Origin of the sequence: Vibrio sp. Of14-4, from assembly GCF_022347625.1 — a bacterium.
GTDB classification, from domain to species: Bacteria; Pseudomonadota; Gammaproteobacteria; order Enterobacterales; family Vibrionaceae; genus Vibrio; species Vibrio pristinus.
Map to the genome: position 1 here is coordinate 32,337 of NZ_JAKRGI010000004.1, position 21,527 is coordinate 53,863.

20 protein-coding genes and 1 pseudogene are annotated in these 21,527 nt (G+C 41.6%); 8 read left to right on the plus strand and 13 right to left on the minus strand.

Going from position 1 to position 21,527, the window contains the following annotated elements; all coding sequences use genetic code 11:
* Nucleotides 1–279 precede the first annotated feature (279 nt).
* Nucleotides 280–1,188 carry a M10 family metallopeptidase C-terminal domain-containing protein gene (locus MHN79_RS05395; RefSeq protein WP_239172016.1) on the minus strand — a complete coding sequence of 303 codons (909 nt, stop codon included), beginning with the start codon at nt 1,186–1,188 and terminating at the stop codon, nt 280–282.
* A 335-nt stretch (nt 1,189–1,523) separates the two neighbouring features.
* Here MHN79_RS05395 and MHN79_RS05400 point away from each other — a divergent pair, with 335 nt between their 5' ends.
* Nucleotides 1,524–2,837, plus strand: a complete 1,314-nt coding sequence (locus MHN79_RS05400) for a TolC family outer membrane protein (protein ID WP_239172017.1) — start codon at nt 1,524–1,526, stop codon at nt 2,835–2,837.
* A gap of 2 nt (nt 2,838–2,839) precedes the next feature.
* Nucleotides 2,840–3,457: an OmpA family protein gene (locus MHN79_RS05405; protein ID WP_239172018.1), complete on the plus strand. Its 618-nt coding sequence runs from the start codon at nt 2,840–2,842 to the stop codon at nt 3,455–3,457.
* Between the two features lie 57 nt (nt 3,458–3,514).
* Here the strand turns inward: MHN79_RS05405 and nhaA are convergent, their stop codons facing one another.
* The 3 genes from nhaA to MHN79_RS05420 all read right to left on the minus strand — a co-directional run bounded on the left by nhaA (nt 3,515) and on the right by MHN79_RS05420 (nt 8,266).
* Nucleotides 3,515–4,681, minus strand: coding sequence for a Na+/H+ antiporter NhaA (nhaA, locus tag MHN79_RS05410; RefSeq protein ID WP_239172019.1), 1,167 nt, complete (start codon nt 4,679–4,681; stop codon nt 3,515–3,517).
* Between the two features lie 479 nt (nt 4,682–5,160).
* Nucleotides 5,161–7,614, minus strand: a complete 2,454-nt coding sequence (locus MHN79_RS05415; protein WP_239172020.1) for an ABC transporter permease — start codon at nt 7,612–7,614, stop codon at nt 5,161–5,163.
* Nucleotides 7,595–8,266 carry an ABC transporter ATP-binding protein gene (locus MHN79_RS05420; RefSeq protein WP_114784728.1) on the minus strand — a complete coding sequence of 224 codons (672 nt, stop codon included), beginning with the start codon at nt 8,264–8,266 and terminating at the stop codon, nt 7,595–7,597. Before MHN79_RS05420 ends, MHN79_RS05415 begins: the two co-directional genes overlap by 20 nt.
* 330 nt (nt 8,267–8,596) lie before the next feature.
* Between MHN79_RS05420 and MHN79_RS05425 the strand changes: the two genes are divergently transcribed.
* Entirely contained in the window at nt 8,597–10,027 is a 1,431-nt protein-coding gene (locus tag MHN79_RS05425; RefSeq protein ID WP_239172021.1) for a DUF2867 domain-containing protein, read from the plus strand.
* Between the two features lie 16 nt (nt 10,028–10,043).
* On the opposite strand, the gene MHN79_RS05430 is transcribed toward MHN79_RS05425, so the two are convergent.
* From MHN79_RS05430 to rsuA, 4 genes are all read right to left on the minus strand, one after another.
* Nucleotides 10,044–11,075 carry an SGNH/GDSL hydrolase family protein gene (locus MHN79_RS05430; protein WP_239172022.1) on the minus strand — a complete coding sequence of 344 codons (1,032 nt, stop codon included), beginning with the start codon at nt 11,073–11,075 and terminating at the stop codon, nt 10,044–10,046.
* Nucleotides 11,076–11,193: 118 nt separating this feature from the next.
* Complete coding sequence (locus MHN79_RS05435) at nt 11,194–11,853, minus strand: DUF2913 family protein (protein ID WP_239172023.1); 660 nt, start codon at nt 11,851–11,853, stop codon at nt 11,194–11,196.
* Nucleotides 11,853–13,058, minus strand: coding sequence for a Bcr/CflA family multidrug efflux MFS transporter (locus tag MHN79_RS05440; RefSeq protein ID WP_239172024.1), 1,206 nt, complete (start codon nt 13,056–13,058; stop codon nt 11,853–11,855). Before MHN79_RS05440 ends, MHN79_RS05435 begins: the two co-directional genes overlap by 1 nt.
* A gap of 158 nt (nt 13,059–13,216) precedes the next feature.
* Nucleotides 13,217–13,918, minus strand: a complete 702-nt coding sequence (rsuA, locus tag MHN79_RS05445; RefSeq protein ID WP_239172025.1) for a 16S rRNA pseudouridine(516) synthase RsuA — start codon at nt 13,916–13,918, stop codon at nt 13,217–13,219.
* A 73-nt stretch (nt 13,919–13,991) separates the two neighbouring features.
* Here rsuA and MHN79_RS05450 point away from each other — a divergent pair, with 73 nt between their 5' ends.
* The 4 genes from MHN79_RS05450 (at nt 13,992) to MHN79_RS05465 (ending at nt 18,236) form a co-directional block, all read left to right on the plus strand.
* Nucleotides 13,992–15,728 (plus strand): DEAD/DEAH box helicase, encoded by a 1,737-nt coding sequence (locus MHN79_RS05450; RefSeq protein ID WP_239172026.1) that lies wholly within the window; start codon nt 13,992–13,994, stop codon nt 15,726–15,728.
* A gap of 153 nt (nt 15,729–15,881) precedes the next feature.
* Complete coding sequence (locus tag MHN79_RS05455) at nt 15,882–16,232, plus strand: PepSY domain-containing protein (RefSeq protein WP_237475645.1); 351 nt, start codon at nt 15,882–15,884, stop codon at nt 16,230–16,232.
* A gap of 11 nt (nt 16,233–16,243) precedes the next feature.
* Nucleotides 16,244–16,903 (plus strand): response regulator transcription factor, encoded by a 660-nt coding sequence (locus MHN79_RS05460; protein ID WP_160931040.1) that lies wholly within the window; start codon nt 16,244–16,246, stop codon nt 16,901–16,903.
* Entirely contained in the window at nt 16,893–18,236 is a 1,344-nt protein-coding gene (locus MHN79_RS05465) for an ATP-binding protein (RefSeq protein ID WP_239172027.1), read from the plus strand. The genes MHN79_RS05460 and MHN79_RS05465 overlap by 11 nt, the downstream gene beginning before the upstream one ends.
* Here MHN79_RS05465 and MHN79_RS05470 read toward each other — a convergent pair.
* The 5 genes and pseudogenes from MHN79_RS05470 to MHN79_RS05490 form a co-directional block, all read right to left on the minus strand.
* Complete coding sequence (locus MHN79_RS05470; RefSeq protein ID WP_160931044.1) at nt 18,230–18,682, minus strand: hypothetical protein; 453 nt, start codon at nt 18,680–18,682, stop codon at nt 18,230–18,232. The genes MHN79_RS05465 and MHN79_RS05470 overlap by 7 nt on opposite strands.
* Complete coding sequence (locus MHN79_RS05475; protein WP_239172028.1) at nt 18,675–19,358, minus strand: winged helix-turn-helix domain-containing protein; 684 nt, start codon at nt 19,356–19,358, stop codon at nt 18,675–18,677. The genes MHN79_RS05470 and MHN79_RS05475 overlap by 8 nt, the downstream gene beginning before the upstream one ends.
* Nucleotides 19,359–19,525: 167 nt before the next feature.
* Nucleotides 19,526–19,975, minus strand: a complete 450-nt coding sequence (locus MHN79_RS05480; protein WP_239172029.1) for a hypothetical protein — start codon at nt 19,973–19,975, stop codon at nt 19,526–19,528.
* Nucleotides 19,968–20,630, minus strand: a complete 663-nt coding sequence (locus tag MHN79_RS05485) for a winged helix-turn-helix domain-containing protein (RefSeq protein WP_275436081.1) — start codon at nt 20,628–20,630, stop codon at nt 19,968–19,970. The genes MHN79_RS05480 and MHN79_RS05485 overlap by 8 nt, the downstream gene beginning before the upstream one ends.
* A gap of 307 nt (nt 20,631–20,937) precedes the next feature.
* A pseudogene (locus tag MHN79_RS05490) lies at nt 20,938–21,009 on the minus strand (DJ-1/PfpI family protein); the annotation flags it as partial.
* 153 nt (nt 21,010–21,162) lie between these two features.
* Between MHN79_RS05490 and MHN79_RS05495 the strand changes: the two are divergent.
* Nucleotides 21,163–21,414, plus strand: a complete 252-nt coding sequence (locus MHN79_RS05495; protein WP_239172031.1) for a hypothetical protein — start codon at nt 21,163–21,165, stop codon at nt 21,412–21,414.
* Nucleotides 21,415–21,527 lie beyond the last annotated feature (113 nt).

The window sequence follows — 21,527 nt, forward strand, 5'->3', positions numbered from 1 at the left end:
TTTTATGTGAGTTCAATGTTGGGTTTCCCATCAACATGCCGCATTGGCGACATTAGTATCCCGTCTATCGACAAAAGAGCTTGTCGATACCTACCCTACGCAATAAATACTCAGCCTGAATGTTTATCACGCGTATCCCCCAGTGTATCAATATTAAGACAGAACCGAGATTGCTCGAGAAAATACAGTAAAAGAAAACGTTTAACAAGAACTTCGTGCGATATACGAGAATTTATGTGACTGTACCTAAAAAGAACATATAACACCCAGGATGGATAATTAACTGTCCATTTTCAAGATTTGAGTCAGAGTATTGAGTTCGTTGGCAATCACATCATTGACGATTAACCCAGCGTTTTCAAATGAAGTCGTTGCGCCATCCAAAATGATAGTTTGATCTGTACCTTCATCACTAACCGTTAAGACAACATTATCGTTATCTACAGACAGTGCTATTTTACTAATCAGATCGGCGACTTCGACGTCGTTATCATCCAAAATGTCTCTAAAATCGAGTAAGTCATTCCCTAGATCAAAATTCTTAACTACATCTGTGCCACTATCCAGAGTATTATCGAGCCATTTAAATACATTATCACTACTATCACCGAGTAAAATTTGGTTCCCAAGTTGCGCAGTCACCTCATTGGCTGCAGAAAGCACTTCATATTGAGGAGAATCACTTACATCAAGAGTCACAGTAGCTTCATTACTTACAGCCGCGTCAGAGTCTACCGCTACATAATTGAAAGTTACATCTTCAGTCACCTGCTGATTACCTGAAAGATAACGTAGTTCCCAACTCCCTCCTGTAGATGTCAACTCCATTGAAACTATTGGGTTATTGGGTGATGAATAAGTAAAATCATACAAAATTTGACTGTTACCTGTATGTCCAGGGTCTTTTTGGTATTGTTCTACCTGAGTTGTATTGTCGGCGAATGTATAAGTCACTTCAACGTAAACACTGCTACCCGCATTATCACCAGTACCTGTCGGGCTCGAGCCATTTTGCCCACCTGCGGCTGTCGCAAACTCATCATTTTGGGTTGGGTCAATTCCCTGTTCTATCTGATCGAATATCGAGGCAATGTCGCTATCTAGATCTATGTCAAAGGTTTCGCCATCACCAGTGATTAACTGAGCATCTAAATCTGTTGCTGCTGGGGCACCTTGCCCAAATTCCACAACGACTTCACCAGCCCTAGGACTCTCCCGGAGCAAGCTCTCTTAGTTGACCATTTACATCAATAACTACTGACATAAATAACGTCCACTATCATTCTGAGTAAAGTCACGGATACTCTTAAATTTAGTCCTTGCGTGCGTATTACACCAACCGAAAGTAAGCATTTAGGAGGAACCTTACATCTTTTCGATACTTAATCGGCATTTTTGGTAAAAAGTTACCATTTTTTCAGTTAGTTGCACTATATTACTCGATAAATTTCACGTGGAAGAATTAGATAAAATGGGACAACTTTTATCTTGCTTTCAGTAGATTGATTTGAAAGGAGTCTCCCTTGAACTGGAAACAAGCGATTCTGGCCAGTAGTGTCGCTTTAGTTGGTTTTACCAGCAATAGCCAAACTCTTGAGCAAGCAGTATCAATTACGTTGGCGACCAGCCCTGAACTAAAGAGCACATTCAACTTATACAAAAGTGCTCTAAAAGAATCAGATGCCTCTTTTGGTGCCTACTTACCCAATGTTGATTTAGACGCCGGATTAGGTAGAGAGAGTATCAGCCCTGCTCGATCATCAGGTAGAACCGATACAGACTTAACCAGAAAAGAAGCATCCATTATACTCACTCAACTTTTATGGGATGGAAATGCAACTCTAAACGATATAGACAGAACTGCAGCACAAGCTGAATCATCTAGGTTACAATTATTGGCAGATGCTTCCGATCTAGCACTAGAAGTCACTGACGTTTACCTCAATGCTGTCAAGTCAACGGAAGTTCTTGCTCTTTCTGAGAGCAATCTTGCTGTACACAAAAAGATATATCGTGATATCAAAAAGCGCGCGGACTCAGGCATTGGATCTACTGCCGATGTTACCCAAGTAGAAGCTCGTATTGCGAAAGCGCATGCTAACCTACTTGCAGCGCAAAATAACCTAATCGACACTCATACTCAGTACAGAAGGCTGGTAGGACGACGCCCCTTGGGTTTGATCTATCCCAGAGCTGATGAGTCTAAGCTTCCACTTACACTTAAAGACGCATTAGATACTGCTTTCAATAGTCATCCTGTGATTAAAATCTCCCAGGCTGATGTTGACTCCGCGCGTTACCAGTATAAACAATCCAAAGGTAACTACTACCCGACAGTATCGGTCGAAGCCAGCCAAACATGGAGAGAGGATGCGGGAGGCAATGTCGGCAGTAGTGATGAATCACTAGCTATGCTTAGATTGAACTATAACCTCTTTAATGGAGGTTCTGATAAAGACCTTTCTGAACGTGCCGCATACCAACTAAACAGAGCAAAAGATTTACGTGATGATGCCTATCGCCAAGTAGAGGAAAGCTTACGATTATCATGGAGTGCATTGGACCTTTCTTTACAACAAAAAGAATTTCTTGCCGATCATGTTGATTCGGCCTCAGAAACCGTTATCGCCTATGAGAAACAGTATCAAATTGGCCAGAGAACGCTGTTAGATCTTCTCAACACGGAAAACGAGCTGTTTGAAGCACGAAGAGACTATCTTGATGCGCATTATGCTGAACAATATGCGAAGTATCGAGTGATGAATGCTACTGGTAATTTATTAGATTCCTTATTAGTTGCTGTCCCACCTGAATGGATGGAACAAGTGGAGTATTGAACATGAAGAGTGTAGGCATATTTGTACTGACTAGTATCAGTGTTGCACTGTCTGGTACTTCCCTAGCTATAGAAGATGAGTATAGTTATATAGATACACCCAAAGCAATCCAAGTAGCAGACTTGACGGATGATGATAGAGATGGAGTAGTTAATGCAAGAGATCTGTGCCCGGATACCCCAGAGGGCGCAAAAATCGATAATGATGGATGTGCGAGCTCGGTCAAAACACAAGAAGAGCAGGCATTAAGAGTCCTTTTCGAACACGATTCATACGAAGTTAATCCTGTATTTTCAGACCAAATACAAGAAATGGCCGACTTCTTGGAAAAATATATGTCTGCATCGATTCAAATACGTGGTTACACAAGCAAAGTAGGCTCAGCAGCATATAATCTTAATTTATCGAAAAAAAGAGCAGCAGCTGTACAGGACGAACTATTGTATTACGGCATAGCACCTGAGCGCATTACTATCGTTGGATTTGGCGAAAGCCGTCTGGAAGACGAAGGTGATGATGAAGTCGCTCATGCTGCAAACCGCAGTGTGACAGCAAGTGTTATCGGTCTAGATGAAATAGTAGTTGAAGAGTGGACTATATTTAGCATCATAGAGAAATGATTCTTCTGCAAACTAAAAGCGCTCCTTTTGTGAGGAGCGCAACTTTTCCGATTTAGATTAGGCTGGTTTATCTGCCATTTTGGTACTATCGGGAAGTGATACTCGAAGAAGTATATACCCAAGAACCGCTGATATAGTGGAGCCCATCAAGATTCCCAATCTCGCATATGTATCGTACTCTGGATTAGCTTGACCGAAGGCCAAAGACGATATAAATATCGACATAGTGAAACCAATACCACATAAAATCGATACTGCGAATATATGAGTGAAGTTTATGCCCTCCGGCAGTTTAGCAACCCCAGCTTTCACAGCCACCCAACTGAAAGTGAAAATTCCCACCGGTTTTCCAATTAACAAGCCAAGAGCAATTCCCAGTGGGAGCATAGACGTTAGGCCATCAATCGAAACACCCGCAAGTGAAATACCTGCATTAGCGAACGCAAATACCGGAAGAATTCCAAAAGCGACATAAGGATGCAGCCCATGCTCCATTTTCTTGAGAGGTGATTCTTCGTCTTTCTTACCTTTCAAAGGTATTGCAAAGCCTATGACTACTCCGGCTAATGTTGCATGAACACCCGATTTTAATACAGCAAACCAAAGTATCGCACCGACTATGATATAGGGGGTGAGCTTAGTAATTTTTGCGGCATTTAAGATAAATAGCGCTGCTGTCATTGCAAAGCCAACACCCAACGCTGTGGTCGACAATTCTCCTGTGTAGAAGAGAGCGATGATCACCACTACGCCTAAATCATCAATAATAGCTAATGCCAATAGGAAGACTTTCAGACTTACGGGAACACGGTTACCTAAAAGAGCCATAATGCCGAGCGCAAAAGCAATATCAGTTGCCGCTGGAATAGCCCAGCCACGAATGGCATCCGCATCACTATAGTTAAAAGCAACGTATATGAGAGCCGGAGCTAACATGCCCCCCACTGCTGCGATTGCAGGGAATATTGCGGTTTCCTTCGACTTAAGTGCCCCTTCGAGTAATTCACGCTTCACCTCAAGGCCAATGATGAGGAAAAATATCGCCATCAAACCATCATTAATCCAGTGTGAAACTGACAAACCTAGCACATAAGACTGAAGAACCGATTGATAAACATCATTAAGCGGTGTATTGGCGATAGTCATTGCGATTGCTGCTGCAATGACGAGAAGAATGCCTCCAGCTGACTCCATTTTAAAGAAGTGGCGAATAATATCGTTCATGATATCGTCCCTTAAATTATTATGTTAATACACGATGAACAAACACTAGAGCTGAGTTTACGCATAGATATCCTTAAGGAAAAATCGCTTGTTTGGAGGTTACACTTCGGTATTTTCGACAATTAAAGAGTAACACCACGTTTATTCCTGTCTTAATTATAGGTAAATTCAGAGAATTACCAATATAAACAACAACTCTTGAGATAAATACCAAAAACTTAGTGCCCTTCCGGTTTGACAGTCCATCAAGAGTACAAAACCGGACACTTAATGGGAGACAAATGTCTTGATTCTACATTACCAATAGAGCATCAAAAAAAGATGGCTCCGGTTGCCACTCGCACTTTAAGCCATTGTCATATATAAAACAATTTGAGTTATATTGCGGTATAACGATGCTACCAATGGCCTTTGTTGTAATAACTCTGAGCACAGCATGCACCGCCAACAATCACTACTGGCCCTTAACCTTAGTCATGCTATAAAGAGTTCCGTACAAACTTCATTGGCGTATGCCTAATCATTCTCATCGTTGGAAGAGCTCCTGCAAGCATAAGAGAGCACATTGCCATAATGCTAGTTTGAAAATACTCTCCGCAGAGCAGCTGGAGGCTTAGAGTCCAACCTAAGGAAGGCTTCATAACAATATCAACGATCAGATTAGCTAAAGCGAGGCCCAGAGGCAAAGCGATAAATACTGAAATAGCACCAAAAAGAAACAATTGTAAGCTACCCATAAGAACCAGCTCTTTACCTGTTATTCCTAAACATCTTAGTAATGATATATGTCTTTGTCGGGATACTTCTCCTGCTAAACTAGCGAAAAAAATACCGCATATTGCTATAACAAGCGTAATGTTGCCAAGAGTGTCTGCAATAGAAAAGGTTCGATCGAAAACCTTCATCGCTTTCTTATGGATATGACTATTATCATAAGTTCGTTCAGCACCCACTCGGAAAACTGATTCCAAACGGTGTTTTAAGCCTGAAATATTCACACCATCTTGGAGTATCACTCCCAGAGTCACCGAACCACTATCTTTAAACGCTTTTAACCAGTTTTGGTGAGACAACATTATCTGATTGTATGGATTGCCATAATCATAATAGACACCCACTACCTGCCAGCGTTTACCCAACTGGCCAAATAAATCAATATAGTCGCCAGGACGGATGCCTCGTTTGATTGCCATTGATTCACTGATCATTATCCCCTTAGAATGGTGCAAATGATACCAGTAATTAGGAACCCCTATTTTTACAGTGAGAGAATCCCACTCGCCATCAGAGTGGCCCGTGCTTACTGCTTGAATCGTTTCATCTACCAAATCAATCTGCTGCTCCCATCGCCACCAAACAGACTCGACTTCAGGTTGTTCAGATAGCCAACCAGTCATCCTAGTTACAGAGTTAACACTGGGGTATATGTACAGGTCAGCGCCCAAGCGCTGGCTCAACCACCTATCAGTAGTATCACGGAAACTACCGACCATAGTTTCTACACCAATATTCGCAGCCATTGCCAACATAAACGCCATTGTTGCAACCCCTCTATAACTCATACTTGCAGCAGCATCAGAGAAAAACCATCTCGCTTTAGGCCACTTAAGCACGTATGAAAGGCTATCAAAGAGTTTCCAAATAAAATACGGTGTAAACAATGCCACACTCACTAACATAAGAGCAATAATGACGAGCCCAGAGACTTGCGTTTGTGGTGCCTGATAAATCGCAATCGCAACAATACATAATACACATGCGAATGCTGCTTGTAGTGAAAATTCAGTACCAGAAAAGCGCACTAATGACAATCTAGCAGTTAGCCTTACTGGCTGAGTTCGAAGCAGTCTTACTATCGGCCATGCACATGTTAAAAAAGCCCCAATCATTGACATAGCTAAACTATATATTGCTGATGACCAGCTCCATGAAACAACAAGCTCGACATTTGCATCATACAAATCTCGCAAGCTACCTGACACCGCAGGTATTAGCTGATTGGCAAGAACTATCCCCAAAAGATTCCCGCACAACCAACTGAAAAAGATCAGGATTAATAGCTCAATACCCAAAGCAACAGTGAGCTGGCTTCCAGAGACACCAGTTTGACGAAGAATACCAACAAGAGGCTGCCTTTGAGTCAAAGACAAAGACATTGCTTGATAAAAAATGAAAAGACCTACGAGAAAAGCCAGCATCCCCATAGCACTCAAATTAATATGAAATGCTCGCGTTATCGATTCAAGCTCGGTATGGGAACTCCTCGTTATAATCATTCCATTAGGTAAATAGTTTTTTAAATGAGCAAGCTTCTCAACATTCATTTCTCCACACGCAATGAAAGAAATGCCTGCTTTACGCTCTATCATCCTTGTCAGTGACATATCAGAGATCACTTGGGTGCCATGAATCAAGCCAAGTTTATCGACAATAATAGGCCCAAGCGTACTGCCATTACTCAACGTCATTTGGTCTCCGTCTTGCCAGTCCATATGGGCTGCTAGATCAGAGCCAACCATTACTGGATGTGGAGTTGCCATCAGAGGAAGGGAAGGAAAGTCTTTCAAATCTGGGTTTTGGTGGGACGGCCACATAGCAAGGGGATCAAGACCAACTAAAATCAGTTCAGAACCATCGCTTAGGTTGAGCCTTAGACGGTCAAAAGGCGCACATTGGTCAAATCCATCTCGTCGAAGTTGTACATAAAAGCCTTGCGGTATCTTATTAGTAATGTGCTTAGGGCGAATTCGGTATGGAAGGGGGTTAGAAAAAAGCTTTTCTCCGTGCTGATAACTAGTTTTCGCATGATCGTTAATCGATGTAACACCGACCAAAAGAGATACACCTAAAGTAAGACCAAGCCAGACAAGAATGATTTGAAAAGGGTAGCGTCTGTAATGGCCCAATAATGCCTTAACTACTGGCCATAACATGTAACAGCCCTCCTTGGAGGCGCACCCTTCCTTTCATATGAGACGCGACTTGCTCACTGTGAGTAACCAATAGCAGTGTACACTCTAGTTCTCGAGTTAAGCTCGTTAGCAACCGCATCACAGCCTCAGCATTACGTTCATCTAAGCTGCCTGTGGGCTCATCCGCGAGTAATAACTTGGGCTCCATGTATAGAGCACGAGCTATGGCGGCTCTCTGTTGCTGGCCACCAGAAGCTTCTTCAGGATATCGCCCCAAGAGCGGCATAAGATCGAGCGATGAGAGAATTTGACGCCACAGAGCTATATCTTCAGGTAGCCCCTTTAGCTGTCGACAAAAACGTATATTATCTGCAATGTTTAAGGTAGGGATTAGATTGAACTGTTGAAATATAAGCCCTATATTTTCCCTGCGATATGAGGTCCGTTGGTTTTCACCTACTTGATGCATTGAAAAGTGAGGGAACAGGATCTCTCCTGAATCAACTGTGTCTATCCCCGCGATAAGATTGAGTAATGTACTCTTACCGGAACCACTCTCGCCCATCAAAGCCACTTGCTCGCCTTGATCCAATAACAACTCAGCACCTTGTAGTACAGGGTGAAACTCTCCACCATCCACATAACCTTTACAAAGGTCTGTTAGTTGCAGCATCAAAAATCTCACAATTTTTAAAATTGGACTGTGAATCTACACTAAATTGCTGCCTTGAGAAAGAACTTTGGACACTGGCTCACGCAAGACGTTCTAATTTTCATTCGCTCAACAATGAGTTTTTGGAACACTTCAAGGTTTGATCAAAAACTGTGACGATCTATTAACTACAGAGATCCGACGAAAACTATCGTTTTCAGGTTACCAATCAATAAGCTAACGTATAAACAGAAATTATAAATATACCAATTCGCGTGCTTATCAGCCCATATAGGTCTGCGCCAGTATTTCAAAAATAAAAGTTCACATTTTGATGTAAGAAGGAATACGATGAAAAAAATATTAGTGCTAGGTGCATCAGGATACGTTGGCTCCCAACTACTCTCAAAGCTATGCGACTTGGGTTACCATGTCACGGCAGCAGCGAGACAAATTGATTACCTTAAGGCTCGAGTACGACCTCGCAAAAATCTCTCCCTCATTTATCTCGACTTAGCCGATAAAGAAACCACAATAAATACGGTTGCAAAGTTCGACATTATTTACTTTCTCGTTCATGGAATGGTCCATGGTCACGACTTTCTCGAATATGAACTTTCCCTTGCAACTAACTTTAAATCTGCGCTCAAAAACAGCGATGTACAACACGTCATATATCTTAGTGCCCTTCAACCTCAGACTGGCGATTCCGAGCATCTAAAAGCACGGCTAATGACGGGTGATATCATACGTCAGGCTGGCCGCCCAGTAACTGAACTTAGAGCTGGTGTCATTATTGGTCCCGGTTCGGCTGCATTCGAAATTATGCGCGATTTCGTTTTTAATATGCCTTTGTTGATAACGCCTAAATGGATTGATTGCAAAGCCAACCCAATCGCGCTTGAAAACCTAAATCATTATTTAATCGAGCTGGTGCAAGAGGCGCCAACAACACATAATCTATTTGAGGTTGGAGGACCGAATATCCTCACTTATAGGGAACAACTTGAGGTTATTAGTCAAACAATAAATAAGCCTATTCGGATTTTTTCCACTAATCTACTAACACCAAAGTTTGCCTCGTATTGGCTTGGAATAATCACCTCCGTCCCTAAATCGATAGGTGCAGCATTGCTTTCTGGTTTGAAGCATGACTTTGTTGCAGACTGGCAAGCCGCTCATAAGCGATACCCTCAAAATTTAATTGGTTATGAAGAAATGGTCCAACAAGCCATCTCAGCGGAAAGTGATTATATAGAAAGCGAAGTTTGGGGGTATGATCCAACAGCATTTAAACGCTGGCAGCCAGGTTATGGCTACTACCCGAAACAAACAGGCGCAAGTATTCAAACCCAAGTCAGCGCCGATAAGCTTTGGCGTATAATCCAACGGTTTGGGAGTCGAGAGGAAGGCTATTTTTACGCTAATTTATTATGGAGAATCAGAGAATGGCTCGATTTACCATTTGGAGGCAAACGCCCTATCAGGCGCTCCCCCTCTAGTCCAGAGATGAAAGTTGGGGATTATATCGACTCATGGAAAGTTATTCGTTATGAGAAAAACCAATTCCTTTCTTTATTATTCGGTCTTAAAGCCCCAGGGCTGGGGCGTTTAGAGTTTTCACTGAAAGATTTAGGTAACACGCGTAAGCTAAGCGTTACTGCATGGTGGCACCCACAAGGGTTTAGAGGGCTTTTGTATTGGTTTGCCATGATGCCGGCGCATATATTTATATTCAAAGGCATGGTCCGTGCCATCGTAAACAAAGCTCAGAAGCGCTGAAAAAGCACTTAAAACCCTAATTAACGCTGCTTTTTACTACTTCAGAAACATATTTAGCATAAAGTTTATGCATATTAGTTGTTGGGTGAATACCATCCCAATACATAAATTGTTCGGGATTGCCTGTAACCTCTCCTGTTTCAACCTCAAACGATGCTTCTTTCACATTCGTCAACTTGATGTTAAGCATTTTATCCTCATATACCCCCTCTTCTAGAACCGTTTCTTTGACCTTTTTATAGAAGGTGTAAGCGTCTGCGTAAACAATATTTACGGCTGGGTTTGCTTGCTCAATATCTTTAAGTTGGTTTTCAAGTATCTGGTTGAAATTGCGTATAAAACCTTCCGCTTGCACAGCTTTATCTTGTAACCATGGCGCTGCTGAGAAATCAGGTATGTTCGAAACTATGATAGTTTCCGCTTCATTATCGATGAGTTGACGTATGTCGACTGCAACCATAGCAGCAGCCTCCGCTCCGGTTTGGCCTAGCTCATCGTACAAGCTATACCACATGTTATTAGTCCCAGCCATATAAGTAACGATTGTACCCTTTTGGAAAGCACCCTTCGCAGCGATACGGTTTGATATCTGTAAGCTTGAATTAGGCAGCACTTTCCCACCACTAAACGAGAGCACATTTTGGCCTTTACTAAGATTATTGAAGTTTCCTGTTAGAGCCATAGCACCACCAACTGACCAATTATTGCCTAGCAATGGCTCCATATGAATAAAGTACGAGCTTTTTTCATCTCGTTTCTCTACATGGATGTCGGTATTAATCTCCACCCTTGCCGGGGATACGGGTGGAAGCTTTAGCATTTGAGCGAGATACTCCGTCCATACTCGACCATTACTTGCCCTGCCTTGCCAATTTGGAGCGGACGTTGAGGCAAGAACAGCACCTTTTGTCGCTAAATTAAACTCTTGGGAAACAGCAAATTTATTGCCGCAGTCTGATAAGCTATCGCCAAAGCTAGAAATGCTCTTAAAATCACTCGCCAATACATAAAACGGGCATAGTAATGCAAACAAGGTTAATAATCTCATGTCGTGACTCTATTCTAATACTCGTGGAATATGGCTAAATAACAGACAGCTTAGGCACCATTATTAAGCTCATATACTTCCGATAAGTATTGTAAAGAGTCACTTCACTAATATGAGTTTAGAGAGGATACCCAATAGGTATTTCAGCCAATTGTTCGCCTTGGTTCGCAGGATAAACCAAGTACTCGCCATGATATTTTACGTTGGACTTATAATCCGTGATTTTGTGCAGCATAAATCCGGCATTTGCTGCCTTTTCTATAAATAAGGCATGATTTCCGCGAACAAACCAACTCATTGGCTTTACTAAGTCCTCCCCATCAAAGCATTCGTCACACTGTTTTGAACAAAGTGCAAAAGAGTTCGGTCCTTCCGTAAAGATCTGAACCTTTCCACAATTGATGAGCGGCTCTGACGTTGACACCTCCCAGCCCTGTTCCTCCATGGAATCCAAGAAGTCATTAATTTCATGATCTTTTATCTGGCGATGTGCAGAGTTGAGTGGGAAGAAATCCGCATAAAATTTCGCAATACGTTGAAACGTACTCATAAGAGCTGCGTTATTACCCTTAGATCTTCCCTCTTTCTGCCATCGAGTCAAATCTCCCTGAACACAGCGATTAAACCGCTGTGATTTTATCGCTCGCGTTACCCATCGTACCAAATAGTGATTATTAGAGACAGGAGCATCCACTACTTTGCCCGTTTTATGTTCGCTTGCGAGCTCCTGCAATGCGCAGTTAACCAAGTTTTGAATTTCAGTTGTATACAGAGACATTATGCCTTTCTTCCAAATATCCAGTAACACGTCGTGGACAATATCGAACACGTCGTCATAACACTAATCATTGGCCAAACAACACCATCAGGCATAAATGCAATAGTGCCTCCCATCACAGACCCAGTACCAAAACGAAGGGTACCGGCGAGTGATGAAACTGTGCCAGCCATTGTCGGATAGCCACTTAGTAATAAAGCCATTGTATTGCTTCCGATGGTAGCTGTTGTTCCAACAAAAAGGACCACGAAAGGTACAGTGCCCCATAGGCCTAGGTCAAGAATCCAACCAACAAATAAGCCAACTCCTGCGAAAAGTTGGATCGAAAGTGCTAGCTTTAACATCGCATGCGAACCGATTTTTTTTACAAAACGGCCATTAATCATAGTCATAATAATCATGGCAATAATGTTTAAAGCAAATAAATAACCAAACTCATTAGGTTCTACATGGTATATATTGATGTAAACGAAAGAACCTGCGGTAAGAAAGGAGAACATACCAGCAAAGGAAAAAGCACCCGAAAATATTAATCCAACCACAACTGGGTTACGGCATAAACTGGCATAATGTTTCAATATTGATACTAAGTGAAGAGGCTGTCTATTTTCCTCTTTCAGAGTTTCAGGAATTTTCCACAGCACAAGCGCTATAACGATTAAAGAAAACACAGCTAATACCCAAAAAATGCCACGCCAACCAAACCATATAGCGATATACCCTCCCAACAAAGGTGCAATGAGAGGTGCTATGGTAATCACGAGAGTGATAAAAGACATTGCACGAGAAAAGTCCTCTCGATCAAACATATCACGGACTATAGCCTGTATAATCACCGCGGCAGCAGCACCAGCAAAGCCCTGAATCCCTCGTATCAATATCAGGGCGTCAATCCCCTCGGCTAAAGCACTCATAACAGAAGCAACCGCGAATAATGCTACTCCTATTATCAGAACTGGTCTACGGCCATAACTGTCAGCTAATGGGCCCTGAATAAGCTGACCTATGGCAAACCCTGCTGTATAAACGGTTAAAGTGATCTGCACTGACCCTTCTGCAACACCCAAATCACGAGCAAGGTTTGGCATTGCTGGCAAATACATATCAATAGCTAGCGGCGTTAAAGCGCCGACGGCTCCTAATACAAAAAAGAGTAGATAAGTAGTGGTGTGAGAAGAGGATGAAGAAAGGGAGTGACTAGGCATAAGTCTCCATAAATATTTTAGGATTGCTAGCCACTTAGCTAGAGAAAAATAGAAAGCAGCTATCAATACAAGTGTGCTATTTATACAGGCTATATTGAGCTAACAGAGTGCAAAAGACTACTTCCTATTTGGAACTAAACCATTTCCAATTTAACTGACTAGTGCCAGACTGAATCTATTTCTTCTTGAGTGAGAAAGCGATATTCGCCTGGCTCTAAGTTTTCATCTAACTCAATCTGACCGATGCGTTCTCTGTGCAAATGTTCAACTTTATTTCCAAGTGCCGCAAACATACGTTTAACCTGATGATACTTACCTTCTGTAATCGTCAATAAAAGCTCATTTTCTTGAGGATCAACAATCTCAAGTTTAGCAGGTAGTGTTGGCGCTTTTTCGTTGCGTAACTCGATTCCATGAGCAAGCTTCTCTGCGTAGTCGGAGCCAATAGGGTCAGCAAGCCAAACACGGTAAGTCTTTTCACATTTATGCTTTGGTGAGGTAATGCGATGAGACCATTTTCCATCATCTGTGATAAGCACTAGACCTGTCGTATCCACATCTAAACGGCCAGCAAAATGAAGATCTTCCATCTTCACTTCATCTAACAACATGAATGCTGTCTGATTAAATCCATCTTCGTGAGAACAAACAAAGCCATCAGGTTTAAACAACATAATGTAACGAGGGCCAGGTTTTTGAATTTCTCTCCCCTGCCACTCCACTAAACAGTTGTCTGTTACTTTGACAGAGCCACTTTTTTGAATGACGTCATTCACAGTAACGTCACCACTTTTGATTATTTTTGTTGCTTCTTTACGTGTTGCACCCAAAGCATCACATAAGTATTTATCTAAACGCATGATTACCTCATCCACATCGGGTAAGGTATTATAGAGTGCCTAGCCCAAATAGTTGAGTAATTTCACGCGATTTATGTATACATTACGACCTTATCAAACTGATTCGGTGAAAGCCGTTATCCACTACTTTCGCAAACACTCAAGTCCAGCGGTTTTGGTGCTGCCAACTGGCGCAGGTAAAAGTCTTGTTATTGCTGAGCTGGCTAGATTGGCTAAAGGGAAGGTATTGGTCTTGGCACATGTCAAAGAGCTGGTTGAGCAAAATCATGCCAAGTACGAAGGTTATCAACTCGAAGGGGCTATTTATTCGGCGGGGCTCGGTCGGAAAGAAACCAATAAACAAGTCATTTTTGCCTCTGTCCAATCTGTGGTCCGAAACTTAGATGATTTCAAAAACCAGTTTTCCCTACTCGTGATTGATGAGTGCCACAGAGTTGCAGACGACAAGAACACCAGCTATCAAAAGGTCATTCATCACTTACGCGAATTAAACCCAGGCATTAAAGTCCTTGGTCTTACCGCGACGCCCTACCGTCTCGGGATGGGATGGATTTATCAGTACCATACGCGTGGCCTTGTTCGGACAAAAGAACCGAGATTCTTTCGAGATTGTATTTTTGAGTTACCTATCCGTTACCTACTTGACCAAAACTTTTTGACTCCAGCTCGCATGATGGATGCCCCCATACTTAGCTATGACTTTTCGCAGTTAAAGCCATCCAACACTGGTAGATACAAAGAGCATGAGTTGGACATGGTTATTGACCAAGCAAAACGAGCCACTCCGCAAATTGTTCAGCAAATTATTAACCATGCACATAATAGGCAAGGTGTTATGATTTTTGCCTCTACAGTCCGCCATGCTCAAGAGATATTGTCATTACTTCCCCCTAACGAATCGGCTTTAGTTATCGGTGACACCACAGTCTCTGAGCGTGATTCAATAATCAATGGCTTCAAAAATCGAAACATCAAGTTTTTAGTGAATGTATCTGTATTAACCACAGGGTTTGATGCACCGCATGTGGACCTAATTGCTATTTTACGCCCGACCGAATCTATCAGCTTATATCAGCAAATTGTCGGCAGGGGGCTTCGCTTAAGTTCAGGAAAAACGGAATGTTTAGTGCTCGATTATGCGGGCAATAGTTATGATCTTTACCAACCAGAAGTAGGCGAACCGAAACCTTCCCAAGATAGCGAAATCATCACTATTCCCTGTCCTTCATGTGGTTTTAACAACAACTTTTGGGGCAAACTCGACAGTAATGGATTTCTCATCGAACACTATGGACGAAAATGCCAAGGTTTTTTTGAGGATAAAACCACTCAAGAAAGAGAACATTGTGACTACCGTTTTCGAGCAAAATATTGCAGCGAATGTGGCGCGGACAATGATATATCAGCAAGGGTTTGTCACCAGTGCGACGCGACGCTAGTCGATCCTGACAAAAAGCTTAAAGAAGCATTAAAATTAAAAGATGCGCTTGTTTTTGAGTGCCTAGCTATGGACCTAGCCCTGCACAAAAATGAGAAAGGCAAAAATTGTCTAAAGGTATCCTATGTTGGTGATAACCAAGCACAAGTTCATGAATTTTGGTCATTATCCACACCAAAACAAAAGCAGGACTTTCAGGACTTTTTTGTCAGATCTCACCTTGCCGACAAGCATAGACCTTTTGAAGAATCCTCTCCGACTAAAATCGTCAGCCACCAGCATCGCTTCCGACCACCACAGTTTATCATTGCCAGGAAATCAGGGCGATTTTGGAAAATACGCGATAAGATATTTGCTGATGAACTGACGTAATTTTTTCGCGACAAAGTTTGATGTCATTTTATGGTCCAATATTCACTTTGTATTCATAAAAGATTGGTTATACTCAATCGTAGAATTTTATAGCAAGATAACGTGATGTTTAATAAGCAGTTAGTCGGCCCACTTATTGCTGCCCTTTGTATTATGGCAAGTACTTCAGCACATACTAAAACAGAATCGGATAAAGACGGCCATGCCTTAGTGCAGGATGTTCATCATGCTGGAACTGAAGTCGAGTTCGAAGAAGACCAAGATGAAGTCTATGATGCTGTTCATAAAGGCTATATCCGGCCCTTTTCTGAGCTTTACACTATGGTTGAAAAAGATCTTCGTGGCCGCATTATCAAAGTAGAACTCGAAGAAGACGATGATGTTTGGGTCTATGAACTCAAGCTGAATTACAATAACAACATCATCAAAGTCGAATACAACGCTCAAACTTTAGAAATGATTCTGATTGAAGGTCGGAATTTTAAACAAGCCCTAAAAAACTAAACGGCATCACAATGAAAATACTTGTAGTCGAAGACGAACCTCGCCTAGGCGAACAAATAATCGAGTCGTTAGAAAAAAACGGCTGGGTTCCTGAACTATCAACAGATGGGATTGACGCACTTTACCGTGCAACATCGGAACAGTGGGATGCAATTGTACTTGACCTTGGCTTACCAAAATTAGATGGCCTCACTGTTTTAAAAAGTATTCGTGATGAAAACATAAATACCCCTGTTATTATTCTTAGTGCAAGAGATGGTCTGACTCAAAGAGTCGAGGGACTAAATGCTGGTGCAGATGACTATCAGACTAAACCCTTTGAAATGGTCGAGCTTATTGCTAGGATTCGCGCACAGCTCCGCCGTGCTTCCGGTAACGCCTCTCCGATAATGCAGATGGGCTGTCTGAGCCTGGATACACGAACATCTAAGGTGATGTGGCAAGGACAAGCCATTGATTTGACTGCGCTAGAGTATAAAGTTGTGGCTTATTTCATGCACAATCCTGAAAAAGTCATCTCACGTTCAGAGCTAGTCGAACATATCTACAAGCAGGATTTCGACCGCGACTCTAATACTATTGAGGTTTTCATTGGCCGTATCAGGAAGAAAATCTCGCCTAAGGTAATCAAAACCGTCAGAGGCTTAGGGTATCAACTTAATGCCAATTAGGAAGATAAGGTTCATCAAACGCCTTAGCCTCAAAAGCCGCTTAGTACTTGCTGCTGTTGTTTGGTTGACCGCAATGATAATTGCAGCAGGTGTCATGATGCCTTCGCAAGTGTATCTGTACATGCAAGAAGATACTAAACAGCAACTATCCATTTATATGGATGAAATCGCTGCCGCCCTTGAAGCCGACGAGAAAGGAAATCTTAAATTAACTTCTCCCCTTTCCGATCCTAGGTTTACGCGCCCATACAGCGGTTTTTATTGGTCAGCTAAAACGGATAAAGCCTTACTTCGCTCACGTTCATTATGGGACAAAAACTTAACGACTAAGGATGAACATGACTTATTAGGGGCGCGCGATGAAAAACTTATCTATATTCAATCAACCTTATACTACCCAGACTATTCTGGCCCTATTGAAGTTACTATTGGCACCGACCAACAGCCCATTACGGATACAGTCCGTAATCTTATGAGCCAGCTATGGTTCATTCTGGCGCTTCTCTACATTGGCATTCTGGCGTTAATCATTATTCAGGTACAATGGTCTTTAAGCCCGCTCAACAAAATGCACAAGGAACTATCGCAGTTACGTATGGGGAAAAAAACACAACTAGACCAAGAATATCCAAAAGAAGTTGCTCCTGTTGTTTCGGACCTAAATGCCTTAGTTTTCCACTATCAAGAGCTCCTCGAGCGAGCTCGGCACCATGCTGGAAACCTCTCCCATGCACTAAAAACTCCACTTTCGGTGCTAAAGAATGAAATATCCACAAAAGACTCTGCTACTCAAGAGCAACTGCGCCCGCCAATAGACCAAATCCAAAATCAAATTGATTACCACTTAGGCCGAGCGAGGATGGCTGGCGCAAAAAATATTTTGTCTGTCAGTGCCAATCCATCAGAACGCGTTGACGCCATTTCCATGGCATTCGATAAAGTATACGCAGAACGCGGTATTAGCCTTATTAATGAGTTAGACAGCAGTATAAACGTCGCAGTCGAGAAAACCGATCTTGATGAAATGCTAGGCAACCTTATTGAAAACGCTTACAAATGGTCAAAAAGTATTATTCGCGTCCATTCTTTATTACAAAAAGATAGCCCTGAAACAATCGACATTATGATAGAGGATGATGGTATTGGAATACCAGAACAAAAACTAGCTACCGTCATTAAGCGTGGTGTTCGCTTGGATGAAACCATGCCTGGGACAGGTCTAGGCCTCAATATTGTTTGCGAAATGGCACACAGCTATCGAGGCAAATTAACGCTAAGTCGAAGTGCTCTAGGGGGGTTAAAAGTCATTCTATCCATGAAGCTCGCTCAGTAGATCATGTGCAGAGCCACTTTACTGCCAACCAAAGCAGCACTATGCTCACCGAGTTTTACTAGCTTCATGTGCCCATCAAAGGCTCCTTGGCGAACAAACAACTGCTCTATTATTCCATTTCTTTTCGGTTCTAAATCCAAACGTTTGTGCTTTCCCATGACAAAAAATATTCCGTCACTATCGAGTTCATACCAACCTGAGCTGGTGTATCCAACTTGGCTCTTTGGCAAAAGAGCATAGACGCCATAGCTGCTGTCTTCTTTCAGTATGAGTTCAAGTCGAAGAGGTAAAGTAATACCGAAGTTGTTATCAGGAACCACAGAAGACACATGGGCTACGGTGTGACTGCTCATATGTCGGTTAATGCTGTTATTATTCAAATAAGCGATCAGGGCCCCCAACATTGCTCCCACTATTATAATAAGAACTGCCGCCAGTTTACTCACAACTTAACACCCCACTCTTAGGTCGAAAGCTCAGAGAACGGCCACTCTTATCAACCAATAAAGTTAACTCTCCAAAGTCGTATAGATTGACGTCTTGATAACGAACTTTGGTACCATTAGAGTCTGGAGAAAACCAACATGCGCTAAAATGTTTTTGTTCAAATGATATATCTGAAAGAGGAGAGCGCATGTTCTCTACGATTAAGTAACTGGTGAGTGCCGAACAAAAAAATAACCCCGCGGCCATTAATAATGTCTGCTTTTGTATATTAGGCTTTTGAGCAACCTCATTTTCAATTAACTGTGTAGGTTCAGCATCAATAACTGGTACTTGGATTTCACTAGGTTCGTAATCTGGCTGGTAAGTTTCCACAGTTCCGACAAACTGATACCCTTCACCACGTACGGTTTTAATTACCTCTCCAGAACGGTCTTCAAAAGCACGGCGACAATTGGAAATGCAATGCATCAAGCTGCTCATTTCAACCACAATACCGCGTTTCTGCCACACATGATGCATGAGTTCCTCTTTAGCCAACGTTTTACCTGCTTCATCAATCATCAAATTAAGCAAGGCGATCTCATTAACCCCAATAGGATAACGCACATTACTATTTAGATTTTGAATATAGCCGCGTTTAGAATCGAAAATCGAATTTCCGTTTATGATCAACATGAGTTCTCTTAGGTCAATAACTGATAGAGCTTTTTATACCTAAGATTTTTTATCCAAAGTTAGAGGACTGTCAGCTTGATGATGTTTCAATATGAAGCATTATTAAAAAACATCAAAACATTGATTTTTATAGCAAAAAACCCATAGAAAAACGAATGGTATATCTACTATATGTAAACACTAGAGTATAAATATGAATACCTTGGCGCAACCAATATCGTATTATCATCATCAAGGCGAATGATCTTTAGATCTTCCATAGAGTGCATACCGTGTTGGCTGAACATAGTTTCTATAATGGAAAGTTCCTTTCCATGAGGTATAACTCGCTCAGCAGAGCTTGGCATCAGAGATAAACCATTGGAACTAAACCCATATTGTCCGGATACATTAAAGCCAATCAAATCATCAGTGAGAAAGTACATCTCATATTGACCTGAACGTTTGAAGTTCAGCTGAGTTAATAAGCCTATATTCTCGCTACCTTGCCTAGTAGGAACAATAATCTCTGTTTTACTCTCAAAACTGCGATTCATCGTCGGCGAACTTGTGTATGCAGATAAACCACCCACGAGCATTCCCGTAATAATGCTGGCAGAACATATTATCTTATTCACAAACCACCTCCACATCTTTTGGACGATAGCTAATAGACGTTCCATCCTCTTTAATTAAAATAACTTGGTTGCCTGTCTCAAATGCTCGAACTTGATTAACAACGAGTGGAGATTGAGTTGATAGGGTGCATTTCGTATAAAAGGTCTCAGTGTACTCAGCTTCAACCCAAGGTGACACCCAAGAAGAAACCAACCAGTGACTGGATAGAGCACTGAATACAAACATTGTTAGGTAAGCACTACGCGGTTTATTTAAAACTAACCAACTTGAGTCATTTAAAGAACCACTAATATCAGGCTGTTGATTAGCGATGGGAGTAATGGCTTCAGGCTCATAATCTCTGGTATCGCCATTAAATTGGTACCCCACCCCACGAACCGTACTAATAATCTCAGCATCTTTATCACGCAGAGCTTTACGACAGCTTGAGATGCAATGAAGCAGGCTACTTTCTTCAACAATGACACCTTTTTTGTGCCATACCTGTTCAAGAAGAATAGACTTGGTGAGTGGCTCACTTGGATGCTCAACCATGAATTTGAGCATTGCAACCTCATTACCTCCCAGCATTGATTTATAACCGGTTGTAATATCTTCTACCGAGCCCGCTAGTAAATTTAAAATAAGGTTTTCATTAATTATCAGTATCGACATAAACTGAATAAAGGCACTAGGTTATGTCGCTATACGATATCTTAAAATCTAAGAAAAACAAAAACTTTGTGGTCCTATCTCACAATTTCATCATGAATTGTTATCTGCGTTGCAGACCAGCGAGTGATTTCGTATAAATAAACATCACAAACATAAGTATTAGAATCTATACACTAATTAAATCATGTTGAACTCGTTTAATTATCTTGTATTTAAAACCCACAACATGATCAAAAATCACACAAAAACTTCGAGGTAGATTTTATGGTGTATTAATCAGGGTTACTAATGTGAAGCTTTGAACGAAAGATGAGACTTCAAACGGTCCAGAAAAATCCAATACTTCTGCATGATCATAATTATAGATACCAATATTCATTGTGCCTCTTTGCAGCATTCTTAATACTTCTCAGCTCCCTAAAAAGTAAAAGTCTAATTACCGAATAAAGACATATACATTTTACGAAGTTTATCTCATAAAATCATAATATCAGATGATAGCATTATACCTACCACAGAATGAAAAATTGTAATGAAGTTATCAAGTATAGCTCTGAATTCTGCGCCACTTGAGCAGTCAGACGCACCAAAATCCGACCAGCCGTTAAATATAAAACGCATCAGGCAGTTATCGAATGATACAAACCTTCCATCGAATATACGTCATTTACCGACATTATTAATGATGGAGATCCGTCAGGCTGGAGATAGAATGAATGCGATTAGAGCTGGGTTTGAAGATAAAAACCCTTATGCATCAGCTCAAAAATCTCAGATAGTTTGAGCCCTTACCTCATCAGAACTTCCTTCACGATACTTATCTGCAGATGATATAAAGCGAGTTGGGACAAGCAAGATATTCAGCCTCGACCAATTAAGCTTACAAAAAGTACACCC